The following is a 14,304-nucleotide window of genomic DNA, read 5'->3' on the forward strand; positions in this document are numbered from 1 at the left end:
GGCGCGCGGGATCAGGCCGGCGCCGCTCGATACGCCCTGTACAGCTTAGTCGATGACTTTGGCCGACTTGATGATCACAGGGTCGACAGGCACGTTTTGCATGCCGCTTTTAGTGGTGGTTTGCGAGTTGACGATGATGTCGACCACGTCCATGCCCTTGACCACTTTGGCGAACACCGCGTAACCGGCGTCACGGCCCGGATCGAGGAACGCGTTGTCGGCCACGTTGATGAAGAACTGGCTGGTGGCCGAGTCAGGGTTGGAAGTGCGCGCCATCGACAAGGTGCCGCGAACGTTGTGCAGGCCATTGCTGGCTTCGTTCTTGATCGGTGCCTTGGTCTCTTTCTGTTGCATCTGCTGGGTGAAACCGCCGCCCTGAGCCATGAAGCCCGGGATCACACGGTGGAAAATGGTGTTGGTGTAAAAACCGCTGTTGACGTAATCGAGAAAGTTCTTGGTACTGATCGGCGCCTTGACCGGGTCCAGTTCGATTTCGATCTGGCCGTTGGTGGTCTCCAGCAGCACGTGCGGTGCCTTGGCCGGCGTGGCAGCCATCAGGTTGGCGGCAAACAGAACAGTACCAGCGGCGAGGGCGAGTTTTTTCAACATGGGTCAGTGATCCTGAGATTGAATATCGGCTGCGGCGAGAAATTCCAGCAGCGTTTGATTGAAGCGTTCGGGTTGATCGAGCGGGGTGGCGTGGCGCGAATCGGCGATTACCACCAGCCGCGCATCGGGCAGCAGTTTTACATAGGTTTCTTTCAGCGCAACCGGTGTGTAGTCACGGTCGGCGCTGATGACGAGCGTTGGACAGGTCACCCGGGAAAGTCGTTCCTGAACGCCCCAGCCAACAATCGCATCGAAGCTGGCGAGATAAGCACGTTTGTCGTTTTTTGCCCAGCGTTCGGCCATTTTCTGCCGCAGATCGGCTTGTTCAGGTTTCGGGAAAAGTTTGCCGCCCAGCGCTTTGCCAATGGCCGCGAGACTCAGCACGCGCATCAGGCTCCAGCGTTTGAACCACTGCCAATAATCGTCGCGGCTGCGGATTTTGACTTCGGGCGCGCTGTTGACGATGGTCAGGCTCTTGAGCATTTGCGGATGATCGACGCTGAACTGGAAGCCGATCATGCCGCCCATCGACAGCCCGACGTAATGCACCGGGCCAAGATTCAGATGCTCGATCAGCGCCAGCATATCGGCACTGAAACCGGCAATGCTGTAGCGCTCGCGTGGTTTGTCCGAGCGCCCGTGGCCACGGATATCCGGGACGATCACTCGGTAATGCGCGGCCAGTGCCGGGATCTGCATTTCCCAGTCCAGTGTGCTCGAGCCGAGCCCGTGAACCAGCAGCAACGGCGTGCCGTGGCCATATTCCTCGTAGTGCAGGTTGCAACCTTCGTGCTCGAAATACGCCATCGGTGAACTCCGTGTCAGGCTTGTTCAGGGGCGGCGAACGGTGCGTCCAGCGGCAAGGTGTCGAAGGTACGCAGCAGTTCGATGAGGATTTGCGTGGCCGGGCCCAGGGGTTTGTCCTTGTTCGAATACAGATAAAAGCTGGAATTGCGGTTGCCGCCCCTGTCCAACGGTAGCAGCTTGAGCGAGCCATCTTTCAGTTCGCGCTCGATCATATGCCGTGGCAGCCAGGCAAAACCGAGCCCGCTGCTGACGAACGTGGCCGCCGTGGCAAGGCTGCCGACGGTCCAGCGCTGCTCGGCACCGAGCCAGCCGACATCACGCGGCTGCTGGCGGCCGGAGTCGCGAATCACCACTTGCATCTGGGTTTCCAGATCCTGAAAGCTCAGTTCGCGATTGAGCCGATGCAGCGGGTGATCGGGATGAGCAACGGCGACGAATTCGACGTCGCTCAGTTCCGCACCAAGGTAACCGGGAATGCTCAGGCCGGTGATGGCCAGATCGGCCACGCCTTCGAGCAGCACTTCTTCGACACCTGACAACACTTCCTCACGCAAACGCACGCGGCAGCCGCGACTCTGCGGCATGAACGCGGTCAGCGCGCGAACGATCCGCGCGCTCGGGTAAGCCGCGTCGACCACCAAACGGACTTCAGCTTCCCAGCCTTGCTCCATGTGATGGGCAAGATCTTCCAGTTGACTGGCCTGTTTCACCAGTTGCCGCGAACGGCGCAGCAATACGCCACCGGCTTCGGTGAGCACGGCTTTGCGCCCGTCGATGCGCAGCAACGGCACGCCGAGCTGGTCCTGCATGCGGGCGACGGTGTAACTCACCGACGATTGCGAACGGTGCAAGGCCTCGGCGGCCTGGGCGAATCCGCCGTGGTCGACCACGGCCTGCAATGTTCGCCATTGATCAAGGGTCACGCGGGGCGCTTTCATCAATAGCTCCTCTTGTCCTAAGCTGGCCGTCCCTCATGGAGACTGCCGAATGAAAAAATTCTGTTGTGTGCTGCTGGCGCTGCTTCCGCTGACTGCTTTTGCGTACCCGATCGATGTGCAGAAAGACCTCAACGGCATGAAGATCGACTACGAGACCTTCGACACCGACAACGACATCGGATCGATTCGGGTGGCCAACTACGGTGATGTCGATGCAACGTGCAAAGCGGTGTTCAGCAATGGCCCGGAAGCACCGCGCACCCGCACGATCGATGTACCGGCCGGCAAACACAAAAACGCCACGGCCAAGTTCACCCGCGAGATCATCAAGTTGCGCATCAAACTGACCTGCACCCCGAAATAACACCGATCCCCTGTAGGAGTGAGCCTGCTCGCGATAGCGGTGTGTCATATACATCTGTGTTAACTGACACACCGCTATCGCGAGCAGGCTCACTCCTACAGGAGCATGGTTCAGCATCTAAACGAATTATTCGATACTTTGCAGCAATTATTTGCGCTTTTTCATCGATTCGACTCTGTTTAACCTTCACTCCATCGACCTACAACATTCTCGGATGGAGGCTACACACCATGTCCCGCGTTCTGATCATCGAAAGCAGCGCCCGCCAGCAAGACTCGGTATCCCGTCAACTGACTCAGACCTTCATCAGTCAGTGGAAAGCGGCGCACCCTGCCGATCAGATCACCGTACGTGACCTCGCCATGAACCCGGTTCCGCATCTGGACAGCAACCTGCTGGGCGGCTGGATGAAACCCGCCGAGCAGCGCAACGCCAACGAGCAATCGTCGCTGGATCGTTCCAACGAATTGACCGATGAACTGCTCGCCGCTGACGTGCTGGTGATGGCGGCGCCGATGTACAACTTTGCGATCCCGAGCACCCTCAAGGCCTGGCTCGACCACGTGCTGCGTGCCGGCGTGACCTTCAAGTACACCGAAACCGGTCCGCAAGGCCTGCTCAGCGGCAAGCGTGCCTACGTACTCACCGCTCGCGGCGGTATCTACGCCGGCGGCCCGGCGGATCATCAGGAACCGTACCTGCGTCAGGTCATGGGCTTCATCGGCATCAACGACGTGACGTTCATTCACGCCGAGGGCATGAACCTCGGTGGCGACTTCCAGGAGAAAGGTCTGAATCAAGCCAACGCCAAGCTCTCCCAGGTCGCTTGATATGTTAATCGCCAGATAATCGCCGATTGTTTAAGTGACCTGGCGCAACCCCTTCAAGGCTCTACGCGCATCGAACCTCCCTTTGCACTTGTTGCTCCTGAGTGCTGTAGCCCGATTGAACGCATTTGCGAGATCGGGCTTTTTTTTGCCTGCGATTCACAGAACGACGTAGATCCCTGTAGGAGTGAGCCTGCTCGCGATGGCGGTTGTTCGGACACATCAGTATTGACTGACACTCCGCTATCGCGAGCAGGCTCACTCCTACAGGGGATTTGTGTTGTTGGAGGGTTCGCGGTCTTGCGCAAAAACCGCTATCGTCGCCGCCATTCGATTTCGAGGCGAGCATGGGCTATCTACTTTTTGTCACGCTGATCCAGGCGTTTTCCTTCAGTCTGATCGGCGAATACCTGGCCGGTCATGTCGACAGTTACTTCGCGGTGCTGGTGCGCGTCGTGCTGGCCGGGCTGGTGTTCATTCCGTTGACCCGCTGGCGCTCGGTGGAACCTTCGTTCATGCGCGGCATGCTGGTGATCGGCGCGTTGCAGTTCGGTGTGACCTACGTCTGCTTGTACCTGAGCTTCCGCGTGCTGACGGTGCCGGAGGTGTTGCTGTTCACCATCCTCACGCCGTTGCACGTGACCCTGATCGAAGATGCCCTGAACCGGCGCTTCAATCCGTGGGCACTGATCGCTGCGCTGGTGGCGGTGGGCGGGGCGGCGGTGATTCGTTTCGACAGCATCAATCCGGACTTCTTCATGGGCTTCCTGCTCTTGCAACTGGCCAACTTCACCTACGCCGCTGGACAGGTGATGTACAAGCATCTGGTGGCCAAGCACCCGAGCGACCTGCCGCATTACCGGCGTTTCGGCTTCTTCTATCTCGGCGCGCTGGCGGTGGTGCTGCCGGCATTCCTGATGTTCGGCAAAGCCAACTTCCTCCCGGAAGCGCCGCTGCAATGGGGCGTGTTGCTGTTCCTCGGCCTGGTCTCGACCGCGCTGGGTATGTACTGGTGGAACAAGGGCGCGTGCATGGTCAACGGCGGCACGTTGGCGGTGATGAACAACCTGCATGTGCCGGTGGGGTTGCTGCTGAATCTGCTCATCTGGAATCAGCATGAGGAACTGGGGCGGTTGTTCCTCGGCGGCAGCGTCATCCTCGCTGCCGTATGGATCAGCCGACTGGGCATCCGCAAATCCCCAGCCACCGCGTAACCCCTGTAGGAGTGAGCCTGCTCGCGATGGCGGTGTGTCAGACAAATCAATGTTGACTGACACACCGCCATCGTCGGAACGCCGCCCGGAGCAGGCTCACTCCTACAGTTTTATTTGTGGGTTACATGAGATGTTTCTGCGGCTCGGGAATGCTCGCCGCGCCGAGCACCGCCGGCAGCAATCCAGAGCGCAAATCCCCACCACTCGGCTGCTGATACAGACTCAGCCCGAACTCCGGCAGCACCGCCAGCAGATAATCGAAAATATCCCCCTGAATCCGCTCGTAATCGGCCCACGCCGTGGTGCGGGTGAAGCAGTAGATCTCCAGCGGAATGCCCTGCGCCGTGGTCTGCATCTGGCGGACCATGCAGGTCATGTTCGGCTGAATCTCCGGATGGCTCTTCAGATACGCCAGTGCATAGGCGCGGAAGGTGCCGATATTGGTCATGCGTCGGCGGTTGGCTGACATTGCCGCGACATTGCCCTGCGCCTCGTTCCAAGCCTTGAGTTCGGCTTTCTTGCGACTCATGTAATCGGTCAGCAAGTGCACTTGCGAGAGCTTTTCTTCTTCGTCATCGCGGATGAAACGCACACCGCTGGCATCGATGAACAGGCTGCGCTTGATCCGCCGTCCGCCGGACTGCTGCATGCCGCGCCAGTTCTTGAACGACTCGGACATCAGGCGCCAGGTCGGGATCGAGACGATGGTTTTATCAAAATTCTGCACCTTGACCGTGTGCAGAGTGATGTCGACCACATCGCCATCGGCGCCGACTTGCGGCATCTCGATCCAGTCGCCGACCCGCAACATGTCGTTGCTGGTCAACTGCACACTGGCGACAAACGACAGCAGCGTGTCCTTGTAGACCAACAGAATCACCGCCGACATTGCACCCAGACCGGACAGCAGCAACAGCGGCGAACGGTCGATCAGTGTGGCGACGATGATGATCGCGCCGAACACGTACAAAACCATTTTTGCCAGCTGCACGTAGCCTTTGATCGAACGCGTGCGCGCATGCTCGGTGCGCGCATAGATGTCGAGCAGGGCATTGAGCAGGGCGCTGACCGAGAGCAGCAGGAACAGGATGGTGAACGACAACGCCACGTTGCCGAGGAAAGTCATCGCGGTTTTGCTCAGTTCCGGCACCAGATGCAGACCGAACTGGATCACCAGCGACGGCGTCATTTGCGCCAGACGTTGAAATACCTTGTTGTGCCGGAAGTCATTGATCCAGTGGAGCGCCGGCTGGCGGCCGAGCATGCGGCTGGCGTGCAGGATCAGGTATCGCGCCACTCGTCCGAGCACCAGCGCGATGACCAGCAGCAGCGTCAGGGCGAGGCCGGCCTGCAAAAGTGGATGCTGTTCGAGGGTGCCCCAGAGGTCCTGGGCGTTGAGCCAGAGCTGTTTGAAATCCATATGAGCAACGATTCTTCTGTAGGACGCGATGGGTGATTAGAGCATTTAAGCCGCCGTGTATTACCGTTGGAGACAAATCGAGCAACAAAAAAGCCACTGATTACGTCCGTTTGTATAAAGAAACTCGGCCTGAGCGCTCGAAACCGGTAACCTATGCAGCTGTTTTTTTGCATATCTTCGAGGTAGCACCCGTGTTTTCCCAATTCGCCCTGCACGAACGCCTGCTTAAAGCTGTGGCCGAGCTGAAATTTGTCGAGCCAACGCCTGTGCAAGCCGCGGCCATTCCGCTGGCGCTCCAAGGGCGTGATCTGCGGGTGACGGCGCAAACCGGTAGCGGCAAAACCGCCGCTTTCGTTCTGCCAATCCTCAATCGCCTGATCGGCCCGGCCAAGGTTCGCGTCAGCATCAAGACGCTGATCCTGCTGCCGACCCGCGAGCTGGCCCAGCAGACGCTGAAGGAAGTTGAACGCTTTTCGCAGTTCACTTTCATCAAGTCCGGCCTGATCACCGGCGGTGAAGACTTCAAGGTCCAGGCGGCGATGCTGCGCAAAGTGCCGGACATCCTCATCGGCACCCCGGGCCGGATGATCGAGCAACTCAACGCCGGCAACCTCGACCTCAAAGAAGTCGAAGTGCTGGTGCTCGACGAAGCCGACCGCATGCTCGACATGGGCTTCGCCGAAGACGTCCAGCGTCTGGTCGACGAATGCCCGAACCGTCAGCAGACCATGCTGTTCTCCGCCACCACCGGCGGTTCCGGCCTGCGCGACATGATCGGCAAGGTACTGAACAACCCTGAGCACCTGCAGCTCAACGCGGTCAGCCAGCTGAACTCGACGACCCGTCAGCAAATCATCACCGCCGACCACAATCAGCACAAAGAGCAGATTGTGAACTGGCTGCTGGCCAACGAGACCTATCAGAAGGCCATCGTCTTCACCAACACCCGCGCCATGGCCGACCGCATCTACGGTCGTCTTGTGGCTCAGGAATACAAAGCGTTCGTGCTGCACGGCGAGAAAGACCAGAAGGATCGCAAACTGGCGATCGACCGTCTGAAGCAGGGCGGCGTGAAGATTCTGGTAGCGACCGACGTTGCGGCCCGTGGTCTGGACGTCGATGGTCTGGATCTGGTGATCAACTTCGACATGCCCCGCAGCGGCGACGAATACGTTCACCGCATCGGTCGTACTGGCCGTGCCGGTAACGATGGCCTGGCGATCTCGCTGATCTGCCACGGCGACTGGAACCTGATGTCGAGCATTGAGCGCTACCTGAAGCAAAGCTTCGAGCGCCGCACCATCAAGGAAGTCAAAGGCACCTACGGCGGACCGAAAAAGGTCAAGGCTTCGGGCAAAGCCGTTGGCGTGAAGAAGAAAAAGACTGACGCCAAGGGCGACAAGAAGAAAACCGCTGCCAAGACGCCGACCAAGCGCAAGAGCGCCAACCGTCCGAAGCCGGACTCGTTGGTAAGCAGCGACGGCATGGCGCCGCTCAAGCGTCGTAAGCCGGCAGAGCCTGCGGCTGAGTAAGGCGTTTCAGACGTGTATAAAAAAACCGGACAGTGTCCGGTTTTTTTTCGTCCATCAGTTGCCGAGCTGGCCACTGGTGTCGGTGTCAAAGCGCCGCTTGGCCTGATCAGCCGCCGGTTTCAATGCGGCGAGCAGTGCTGCTTCGCTGTACAACCCGGTAACCGCCAATTCCTTGGGCGTCGGCTCGATCGGGATCAGCACATCTTCACCGTCGGCATGCAGCCAGATCGCCACGACGTGCAGCGCCGAGACAAACAGCACGCGTAGCTCAACGGTTTTGCCCTGCAATTGCGGCGCTTGTTCCGCCAGTTTCAGCGCACCCACCGTAGCTGCGGCGTGATCGCCGTGATTCAGCGAGGCGAATTCGACATGCCCGCGCACCTCAGCCAGTTGCGCATCGGCAATCGTCACGCCGTCGGCAAACACCAGGTAATGCCAGTCGCCGAGGCGGGCATCTTTCAGGCCTTTGCCTTGGCTCAGATCATCCAGACTCAGCGAGTAGCCACGATAGGCCTCGCTGAGGCTGATTTTTGCAGGTGCTGCGTTGGCGAACTGGCGATTGGCGCCAAAGCCCTGGGTTTGCAAAGCGGCTTGCAGCGCCGGACGCAAGGTCTGTACGCCGTTGGAAGGCGCCTTTGGATAAGTCAGTTGCATGATGTCGCCCTCCTAGTTTTTCACGGTGAAGTAAGTGTGGGTCCAGTTGCCGCCGCCGTTATAGGCACGCGGGAACGCGTTCAGTGCGCGGGTCGAGTAGCCGTAGATCGAATCCGCCACCAACAGGTAATCGCCGTTGGTGCCGTAAATCGTCAGGAAATGCGCCCCACCGCCGTACCAGGCGCAGCGCAAGCCGACCGGGCGGCCCATGCTGATCTGGTTCTGAATGGCCGACATCTGTAGCGAACCCTGATTCATGCCGTTGTAGCTGCGGGTGGTTTGCAGGGCCGAATCCAGATAGCCGTAAACGTTGCACGGCCCCGGCTGATTGCAGCAGTTGCGGTCGAGCTGGGTGCTGGCCACGCCGCACTGCGTCCAGTTGCCGGTGCCGTAATAGTTGCCGACCGAGGCGGAAACTGCCGCCCAGCACCAGTTGGTCTGGGTCTGTTTCTGCATGTTGAAGTTGAGGCTGCCAGCGGCGCGGGCGCTGAGCTGTTCAGCGGCTTCGACTTCGGCGAGTTGCGGGTCGAGCAGGTGACCGGCCAGGCACCTTGGCAGTGATTCGCCGGTGAATTGTGTTGCTGCTGTGGTTAACATTTTTCAATCCTCCATGAGTGAAAACAAGCGTCCAGCTTGTGTGGGTGTAGCGGTGTTGCTGAGCGATCGGTGCTTAACGGTTGCCATCTTCTGTGGCCGGTTCCGATCTCCTTGCTCGAGGTAACCCTAGTCAGAGATATGCGTTAATGCAAATAAATAAATGCATTAATGCATTTTCGGTGGCAAAAGATCGCAGCCTTCGGCAGCTCTACAGGGGGTTATGTAGGAGCTGCCGCAGGCTGCGATCTTTTGATCTTGCTGTTAGCCCTCGGTCTTCTTCTCGGCAGAATTCAGTTCTTTCAGCCGCTGATCAATCAACTGGCACTTGTCCGGCAGATCCTTGCTGGCCGTGCCCAGATCCATCTTCTGCAATTCGGCATTGATCTCTTTGGCCTTGGCCGGATTCTGCTTGGTCAGCTCCGAGACTTCCTTGGCCAATTGTTCGCGCTTGGCGGTGGCTTCTTCAGGCGTGCAGGCCCAGACGGGCAGGGCGCAGACGAGGGTGGCGGCGAGGGTAAGCTTGATCAGGGTTTTCATCGGGGCAGGCCTCAGTTCCGGTTAAGGCGGTTAACCGGTTGAGCGGCGAAACTGGCGAAAAGTTCAGACTCTGTGGGAGCGAGCTTGATCGCTCCCACAAAAGGCTTTCAGTTTCCGTGGCAGCAACTGGATTTAGTCGCTAGCGCATAGCGATCATGATGCCGAACCCACTCCATGATCTCGTCTTCATTCCTGCCCTTGGGCGTGAGATCGAGGTAGTTGTAGGCGCCGACCAGCATGTCGAGGCCACGCGCATACGTTGAGTAAGTGTGGAAGATGTCGCCGTTCGCATCCCGATAAAACACGCTCAGCCCGGGCATTTCTTCCTCGGCGCTGTCAGTTTTTTCGTAGTTGTAGGTAGCCTTTCCCGCCGCGACATCTTCTGCCCGGGCGCACACGCCGAAGTCATAGTTAAAGTCGCAACCCTCTGACGACACCCAGTCAAACCTCCAGCCCATGCGCCGTTTAAAGTCCTGGAACTCGTTGAAGGGGGCGTGAGAAATAGCCACAACGGCGATGTCGTGATGCGCCAGATGCTGATTGGCACCGTCGATATGGTCGCTGAGGAAAGAGCAACCCTGGCACCCTTCCTCCCAATCCTTGGCAAACATGAAGTGGTAAACCACCAATTGGCTGTGTTTGCCGAACAGGTCAGCCAGCTTCAATCTGCCGTTGGGCCCCTGAAAGTGGTAGTCCTTGTCGACCTTTACCCACGGCAGCGCGCGACGTTCAGCGCTGAGGCGGTCGCGTTCCTTGGTGAAGGCTTTTTCGTCGGCGAGGTGTTGCTTACGGGCGGCGAGCCATTCTTCGCGCGATACCACCGGATGATTCTCAACGTTCATGATGATTTCTCCTGCGGGGGTTGAAACCGTCTGTTTCAGACTAGTCGTTTAACCCTGCTGGAAATCGACAGACCGCCGGTCGGTCGCTGCGGGAAATGCGGCTGAACGGCTGCGAGCCACTCCGGTCACAACCTATGAACGCGCCATAAATCACGCGCACCGGAGGTTGAATCAGGATGACGACTTATAACTGGGATTTGATTGAACGTTTGCTGCACGAAGTGCAGAACAGCGCCGGCCACAGTTTTGCCCCTAGGGCTTATGCCGAAGACTATGCGGCGGAAAAAGCCAGCGCCGGCGAGCCGATCGAGAACCTTGATCACCTGAAAACGCTGGCCTGCGACTATGAAAGGTTGTTGCTCCTGCGCGGTTACATTGCACCGCGCCCGGATGAGGAGGGCAGCACCGGAAACAATTTTGTCCTGACCCCACGCGGTTCCAGCTTGTTGAGCCTGATCGACAGCAGCATTCCCGGTAATGATCACCCGCGTCAGGTGCTGGATGAGCAGGAGGATGCGCTGGCCGAGGCGACGTTTGATGAAGTGGCTTCCAAAGCCCAGATCGCCTGAGTTTACGCAGATCCCCCTGTAGGAGTGAGCCTGCTCGCGATAGCGGTCTTCCAGTCAACATTGATGTCACTGGAAGTCCGCTATCGCGAGCAGGCTCACTCCTACATTGGATTCGGGTATGTTCAGGTTTTTTGCGCGGCCTTGAGGCACTTGAGGTCGTTGAAGTCTTTACGCACACCCTCGATCTTCTTCAACAACCGCTGACGCTGTTGCGGCGTACTTTCGGCCATCAAATCCACCGCCAGAGAGCGTCCCTGCGCTTCAGTAGCGGCGAAGGCCTTGCGGTAATCCGCTGTCCATAAACTCTCGCGATTGACCAGAAGCGTCTCGATTCTCTGTGGGAATTCGGGACTTTTGCGTTGCGCTACGGCAGCACTGAATTGCTTCTGCCAATGGGCGCGGTTGGCGATCCATTGCGTGTACTGATCGCCCAGGGCGGTCGACCACGCCATGACCCGCTGTTCCTGGGTGGCGCTCAAGGGGCCGAGCCAGTCATTCAAGCGTTTAACCATTCGTGCGCCACGCTCGGCAATTTGTTGATCAAGCGGCGGCTTGAGGTATTCCTGCTGACGTTTGCGCAGATCCTTGGCAAACGCGTCATTCATCTCGGCCACTTGCTTGTCATCCAGCCCTTGCAGCAACTCAATGGCCGATGGGGTGATCTCTCGAGCGGTTTCGGCAATGGCCTGCTTGGCTTCCGTGGTACGCGCCTGCAATGCGGCATCGGTGACCTGATTGGTTTCGACCATGGTCTGCAGGCGATCCAGCCAGTCCAGATAGCCCGGCAATTGCGTGGTGCAATGCCAACTCAGATGATCCTTGAGCCGTTCGTTGAACCAGTCTTTCTGCTCGCCGTTCATGTCCAGGTAATCGCCGAGCGTCCACGGAATGATGACGTCGAGATTGCGATAGGCCAGGCCGACACGGCTACAGGCGCCGAGGGCGAGGGTGAAAATCAGTAGTGCGGCGATGTGCGTGAACCAGCGAGACATGGGCGAATCCTTGCGTGAGCCTGGCTTCGAGGGACTGATTCCTATGTGAACGCAGAATGAACCCGGCAGTTCAGCCGATCAATAGAACGCGCGGGCAGCCTTGAGGGTGACGAGACCGTCGCACTCGCTGTTGTGCCCGGAATAGGCTGAGCAATCGCTGCCGCTGAGGCTGGAGTTACTGTAGATCAGGTCGAGGTCGACGCCCATGAATGGCCGGGACAATTTCACCGACCAATCGGTGAAACTGCCGACATAACCACCGTCCACGGCCACTGGCGTGTTCAGTTGGTGGGTGGTGTATTTCATACTGACGCCGATGCCGAACGGCTGGTTGCCGCCAAGATCGGCAAACAAGGTGTTGTTCTGTTTGTCCGGGTCGTTGCTGAAGGCCACGCCGAAACGACTGCCGAGCAAGGTCAGGCCACCGAACAGCTCCTGGCTGTCGAGGGTGTCTACCTTGGGATAGCTGTAGTGGATCATCCCGACTTCATAGCCGAGGGTTTGATCGAAAGGCTGTTTAAAACCGACGTAGGAGTCGATCTCGAGGTTTTTGCCTGGGCTGATGCCCATACTCGGTGCGTACTGGCCGACATAGAGGCCGCTGTCGTGGCTCAGGTCGAGGCCGCCGTGGAACGAACCGACGGCTGCCGGTTTGACCAGACCCTGGGCCATGCTGCGCGTCGGTGTGGTGCCAAGTTTGAGATCGAAGTCGCCGAGTTCACGCTGGAAAATCTGTGCGTGCGCAGTCGAGCTAGCCAACAGGCTTGCGAGCAATAAACAGGAAGATTTGCGCATGCGTCACTCCATGAACGGCGAGCGCAGGACGGCGGGCCTGCTGAAACGCTTGATCTAGACGCGTGCAAGGATACCGGCGAATGATCGGCATTGAAGGCCGTTCGTCGATTTACAAGGATTTTTGTTTAAAAGGGAGGGATGTTGCGCGGTGCCAGTCCAGACGCTTCGAAGCTCAAAGCGCCTCTGGACGGGTGTAAAACCGGGTGTTACTTCTTGCCCAGGCTGATCTGCTTGGACGGGCCGAATGTCTGGCCACTGACGCCTTTGGCAATTTGCTGGATCTCGCCACCAGACTTGAGGAACGCTGCGATCTGATCGTTGATCGATTCGCTGGTTTCAACGGCTGGAGCTGGCTTTGCTTTGCTGGTGGATGCTTTTACACGCATGGCGGCCATTAACCTGTAGAAAAGTAACTCGGCCAGGCATCGTACAGGAATAACTTGACAATTGCTTGGTAAATATCCCCCGGAATAACCCAGCGCTGTGCTGCATTATTCTCGATTGAATATTCGATATATCCGGCTAACCTGCTGTTTTAAATAAGAACATTTAGTCGCCGGTGCATTGAATTGTTCCACCGCTAGCGTGAGTGCCTCCCTGACGAGCGGCATCTCAGCCCAGCCGCACACAAGGAAAATCAAGGCGTTGCGCAGAATTCCGACGCGTGCGGATCTGCCGCCCGACGGCCACGCCAAAAACGGGTAGAATGCCGCCCACGTAATGAGGGTTCTGGAAATGGCTTTAGTCGGGCGTTACAACAGTTTGCAAGTGGTTAAACACACTAACTTCGGTTTATATCTGGATGGCGGTGCCGATGGCGAGATTCTTTTGCCTAATCGTTATATCCCGAAAGATATTCCTACCGAAGATGAAGATTGGCTCAACGTATTTGTTTATCTGGACAGCGAAGACAAACTTCTCGCTACCACGGAAAAACCGAAAGTTCAGGTCGGCGAATTTGCCAGTCTGAAAGTCGTTGAAGTCAACAGCATCGGTGTGTTCCTCGATTGGGGGCTGCCGAAGGATCTGTTGCTGCCGTATTCCGAAGAAAAGCGCCAGATGACCGCCGGCGAATACTGCGTGGTGCACGTCTACCTCGACAAGCATACCCGCCGCATCACCGCTACTGCGCGTCTGGATCGCTACCTCGACAAGACCCCGGCCAACTACAGCCAGGGCCAGGAAGTTGATCTGCTGGTTGCCGAAGCCACCGACATGGGCTTCAAGGCGATCATCAACAACAAGCACTGGGGTCTGATTCACAAGAACGAAATCTTCAAGTTCATGCGCGCCGGCATGATCGAGAAGGGCTACATCAAGGAAGTCCGTGCCGACGGCAAGATCGCCCTGAGCCTGCAACCGGTTGGCCAGGAAGCAGCGAGCAGCCTGAACTCGAAGATCCTCGCCAAGTTGCGCGACAACAGCGGCACGCTGCCGGTCAGCGACAAGAGCGATCCGGCGCTGATCAGCAGCCTGTTTGGCGTCAGTAAAGGCAACTTCAAGAAGGCCATCGGTGCGCTGTACAAGGAAGGCAAGATCGTCATTCATGCTGATCGCATTGAACTAACCTGAGACACCGCTGGCCCCATGTAAGAGCTGCCGCAGGC

Annotated in this window: 17 protein-coding genes; 6 read left to right on the forward strand and 11 right to left on the reverse strand. The window is 58.0% G+C overall.

Translation table 11 applies throughout. The features are described 5' to 3' along the window. Positions 1 to 45 precede the first annotated feature (45 nt). Genes VY732_RS07340 through VY732_RS07350 form a run of 3 tightly spaced genes read right to left on the reverse strand, consistent with a single transcriptional unit; the run spans position 46 to position 2,354 of the window. The gene (locus VY732_RS07340) at positions 46 to 609 is read right to left on the reverse strand and encodes a peptidylprolyl isomerase (RefSeq protein WP_331695096.1); all 564 of its coding nucleotides are present in this window, start codon (positions 607 to 609) and stop codon (positions 46 to 48) included. A 3-nt stretch (positions 610 to 612) separates the two neighbouring features. Then, positions 613 to 1,416 (reverse strand): alpha/beta fold hydrolase, encoded by an 804-nt coding sequence (locus tag VY732_RS07345; RefSeq protein WP_331695097.1) that lies wholly within the window; start codon positions 1,414 to 1,416, stop codon positions 613 to 615. Between the two features lie 14 nt (positions 1,417 to 1,430). After that, positions 1,431 to 2,354 (reverse strand): LysR family transcriptional regulator, encoded by a 924-nt coding sequence (locus VY732_RS07350; RefSeq protein WP_007914443.1) that lies wholly within the window; start codon positions 2,352 to 2,354, stop codon positions 1,431 to 1,433. Positions 2,355 to 2,403: 49 nt separating this feature from the next. On the opposite strand from VY732_RS07350, the gene VY732_RS07355 reads away from it, so the two are divergent. The 3 genes from VY732_RS07355 (at position 2,404) to VY732_RS07365 (ending at position 4,759) form a co-directional block, all read left to right on the forward strand. Then, positions 2,404 to 2,718: a 3-phosphoglycerate kinase gene (locus VY732_RS07355; protein ID WP_077571578.1), complete on the forward strand. Its 315-nt coding sequence runs from the start codon at positions 2,404 to 2,406 to the stop codon at positions 2,716 to 2,718. 230 nt (positions 2,719 to 2,948) lie between these two features. Further along, positions 2,949 to 3,548: an FMN-dependent NADH-azoreductase gene (locus VY732_RS07360; RefSeq protein ID WP_116028893.1), complete on the forward strand. Its 600-nt coding sequence runs from the start codon at positions 2,949 to 2,951 to the stop codon at positions 3,546 to 3,548. Positions 3,549 to 3,892: 344 nt separating this feature from the next. Next, positions 3,893 to 4,759 carry a carboxylate/amino acid/amine transporter gene (locus VY732_RS07365; protein ID WP_102900312.1) on the forward strand — a complete coding sequence of 289 codons (867 nt, stop codon included), beginning with the start codon at positions 3,893 to 3,895 and terminating at the stop codon, positions 4,757 to 4,759. A gap of 121 nt (positions 4,760 to 4,880) precedes the next feature. On the opposite strand, the gene VY732_RS07370 is transcribed toward VY732_RS07365, so the two are convergent. Further along, positions 4,881 to 6,179: a mechanosensitive ion channel family protein gene (locus VY732_RS07370; RefSeq protein ID WP_322846275.1), complete on the reverse strand. Its 1,299-nt coding sequence runs from the start codon at positions 6,177 to 6,179 to the stop codon at positions 4,881 to 4,883. 191 nt (positions 6,180 to 6,370) lie between these two features. Between VY732_RS07370 and VY732_RS07375 the strand changes: the two genes are divergently transcribed. Next, positions 6,371 to 7,711: a DEAD/DEAH box helicase gene (locus tag VY732_RS07375; protein WP_007914470.1), complete on the forward strand. Its 1,341-nt coding sequence runs from the start codon at positions 6,371 to 6,373 to the stop codon at positions 7,709 to 7,711. A 54-nt stretch (positions 7,712 to 7,765) separates the two neighbouring features. Here VY732_RS07375 and VY732_RS07380 read toward each other — a convergent pair whose 3' ends face one another. The 4 genes from VY732_RS07380 to VY732_RS07395 form a co-directional block, all read right to left on the reverse strand. Then, positions 7,766 to 8,365 carry a hypothetical protein gene (locus VY732_RS07380; protein WP_331695098.1) on the reverse strand — a complete coding sequence of 200 codons (600 nt, stop codon included), beginning with the start codon at positions 8,363 to 8,365 and terminating at the stop codon, positions 7,766 to 7,768. A 12-nt stretch (positions 8,366 to 8,377) separates the two neighbouring features. After that, entirely contained in the window at positions 8,378 to 8,962 is a 585-nt protein-coding gene (locus VY732_RS07385) for a papain-like cysteine protease family protein (RefSeq protein WP_150795646.1), read from the reverse strand. Positions 8,963 to 9,223: 261 nt separating this feature from the next. Continuing rightward, a complete protein-coding gene (locus tag VY732_RS07390) occupies positions 9,224 to 9,499 on the reverse strand; it encodes a hypothetical protein (protein WP_123594750.1) in 276 nt (91 codons plus the stop codon). Between the two features lie 107 nt (positions 9,500 to 9,606). Then, positions 9,607 to 10,341: a DUF899 domain-containing protein gene (locus VY732_RS07395; RefSeq protein ID WP_331695100.1), complete on the reverse strand. Its 735-nt coding sequence runs from the start codon at positions 10,339 to 10,341 to the stop codon at positions 9,607 to 9,609. A 176-nt stretch (positions 10,342 to 10,517) separates the two neighbouring features. On the opposite strand from VY732_RS07395, the gene VY732_RS07400 reads away from it, so the two are divergent. Next, positions 10,518 to 10,910, forward strand: coding sequence for a hypothetical protein (locus VY732_RS07400; RefSeq protein WP_034153215.1), 393 nt, complete (start codon positions 10,518 to 10,520; stop codon positions 10,908 to 10,910). 122 nt (positions 10,911 to 11,032) lie between these two features. On the opposite strand, the gene VY732_RS07405 is transcribed toward VY732_RS07400, so the two are convergent. The 3 genes from VY732_RS07405 to VY732_RS07415 all read right to left on the reverse strand — a co-directional run bounded on the left by VY732_RS07405 (position 11,033) and on the right by VY732_RS07415 (position 13,092). Then, positions 11,033 to 11,902 carry a DUF6279 family lipoprotein gene (locus VY732_RS07405; RefSeq protein WP_331695101.1) on the reverse strand — a complete coding sequence of 290 codons (870 nt, stop codon included), beginning with the start codon at positions 11,900 to 11,902 and terminating at the stop codon, positions 11,033 to 11,035. Positions 11,903 to 11,980: 78 nt separating this feature from the next. Next, positions 11,981 to 12,697, reverse strand: a complete 717-nt coding sequence (locus tag VY732_RS07410) for a TorF family putative porin (protein ID WP_331695102.1) — start codon at positions 12,695 to 12,697, stop codon at positions 11,981 to 11,983. Between the two features lie 206 nt (positions 12,698 to 12,903). Continuing rightward, on the reverse strand, positions 12,904 to 13,092 hold the full coding sequence (locus VY732_RS07415) for a hypothetical protein (RefSeq protein WP_016985943.1): 189 nt from the start codon (positions 13,090 to 13,092) through the stop codon (positions 12,904 to 12,906). 340 nt (positions 13,093 to 13,432) lie between these two features. Here VY732_RS07415 and VY732_RS07420 point away from each other — a divergent pair, with 340 nt between their 5' ends. Further along, a complete protein-coding gene (locus tag VY732_RS07420) occupies positions 13,433 to 14,269 on the forward strand; it encodes a CvfB family protein (protein WP_077571586.1) in 837 nt (278 codons plus the stop codon). Positions 14,270 to 14,304: the final 35 nt, after the last annotated feature.

This window comes from Pseudomonas sp. ZY71 (assembly GCF_036542145.1).
Classification (GTDB): domain Bacteria; phylum Pseudomonadota; class Gammaproteobacteria; order Pseudomonadales; family Pseudomonadaceae; genus Aquipseudomonas; species Aquipseudomonas koreensis_A.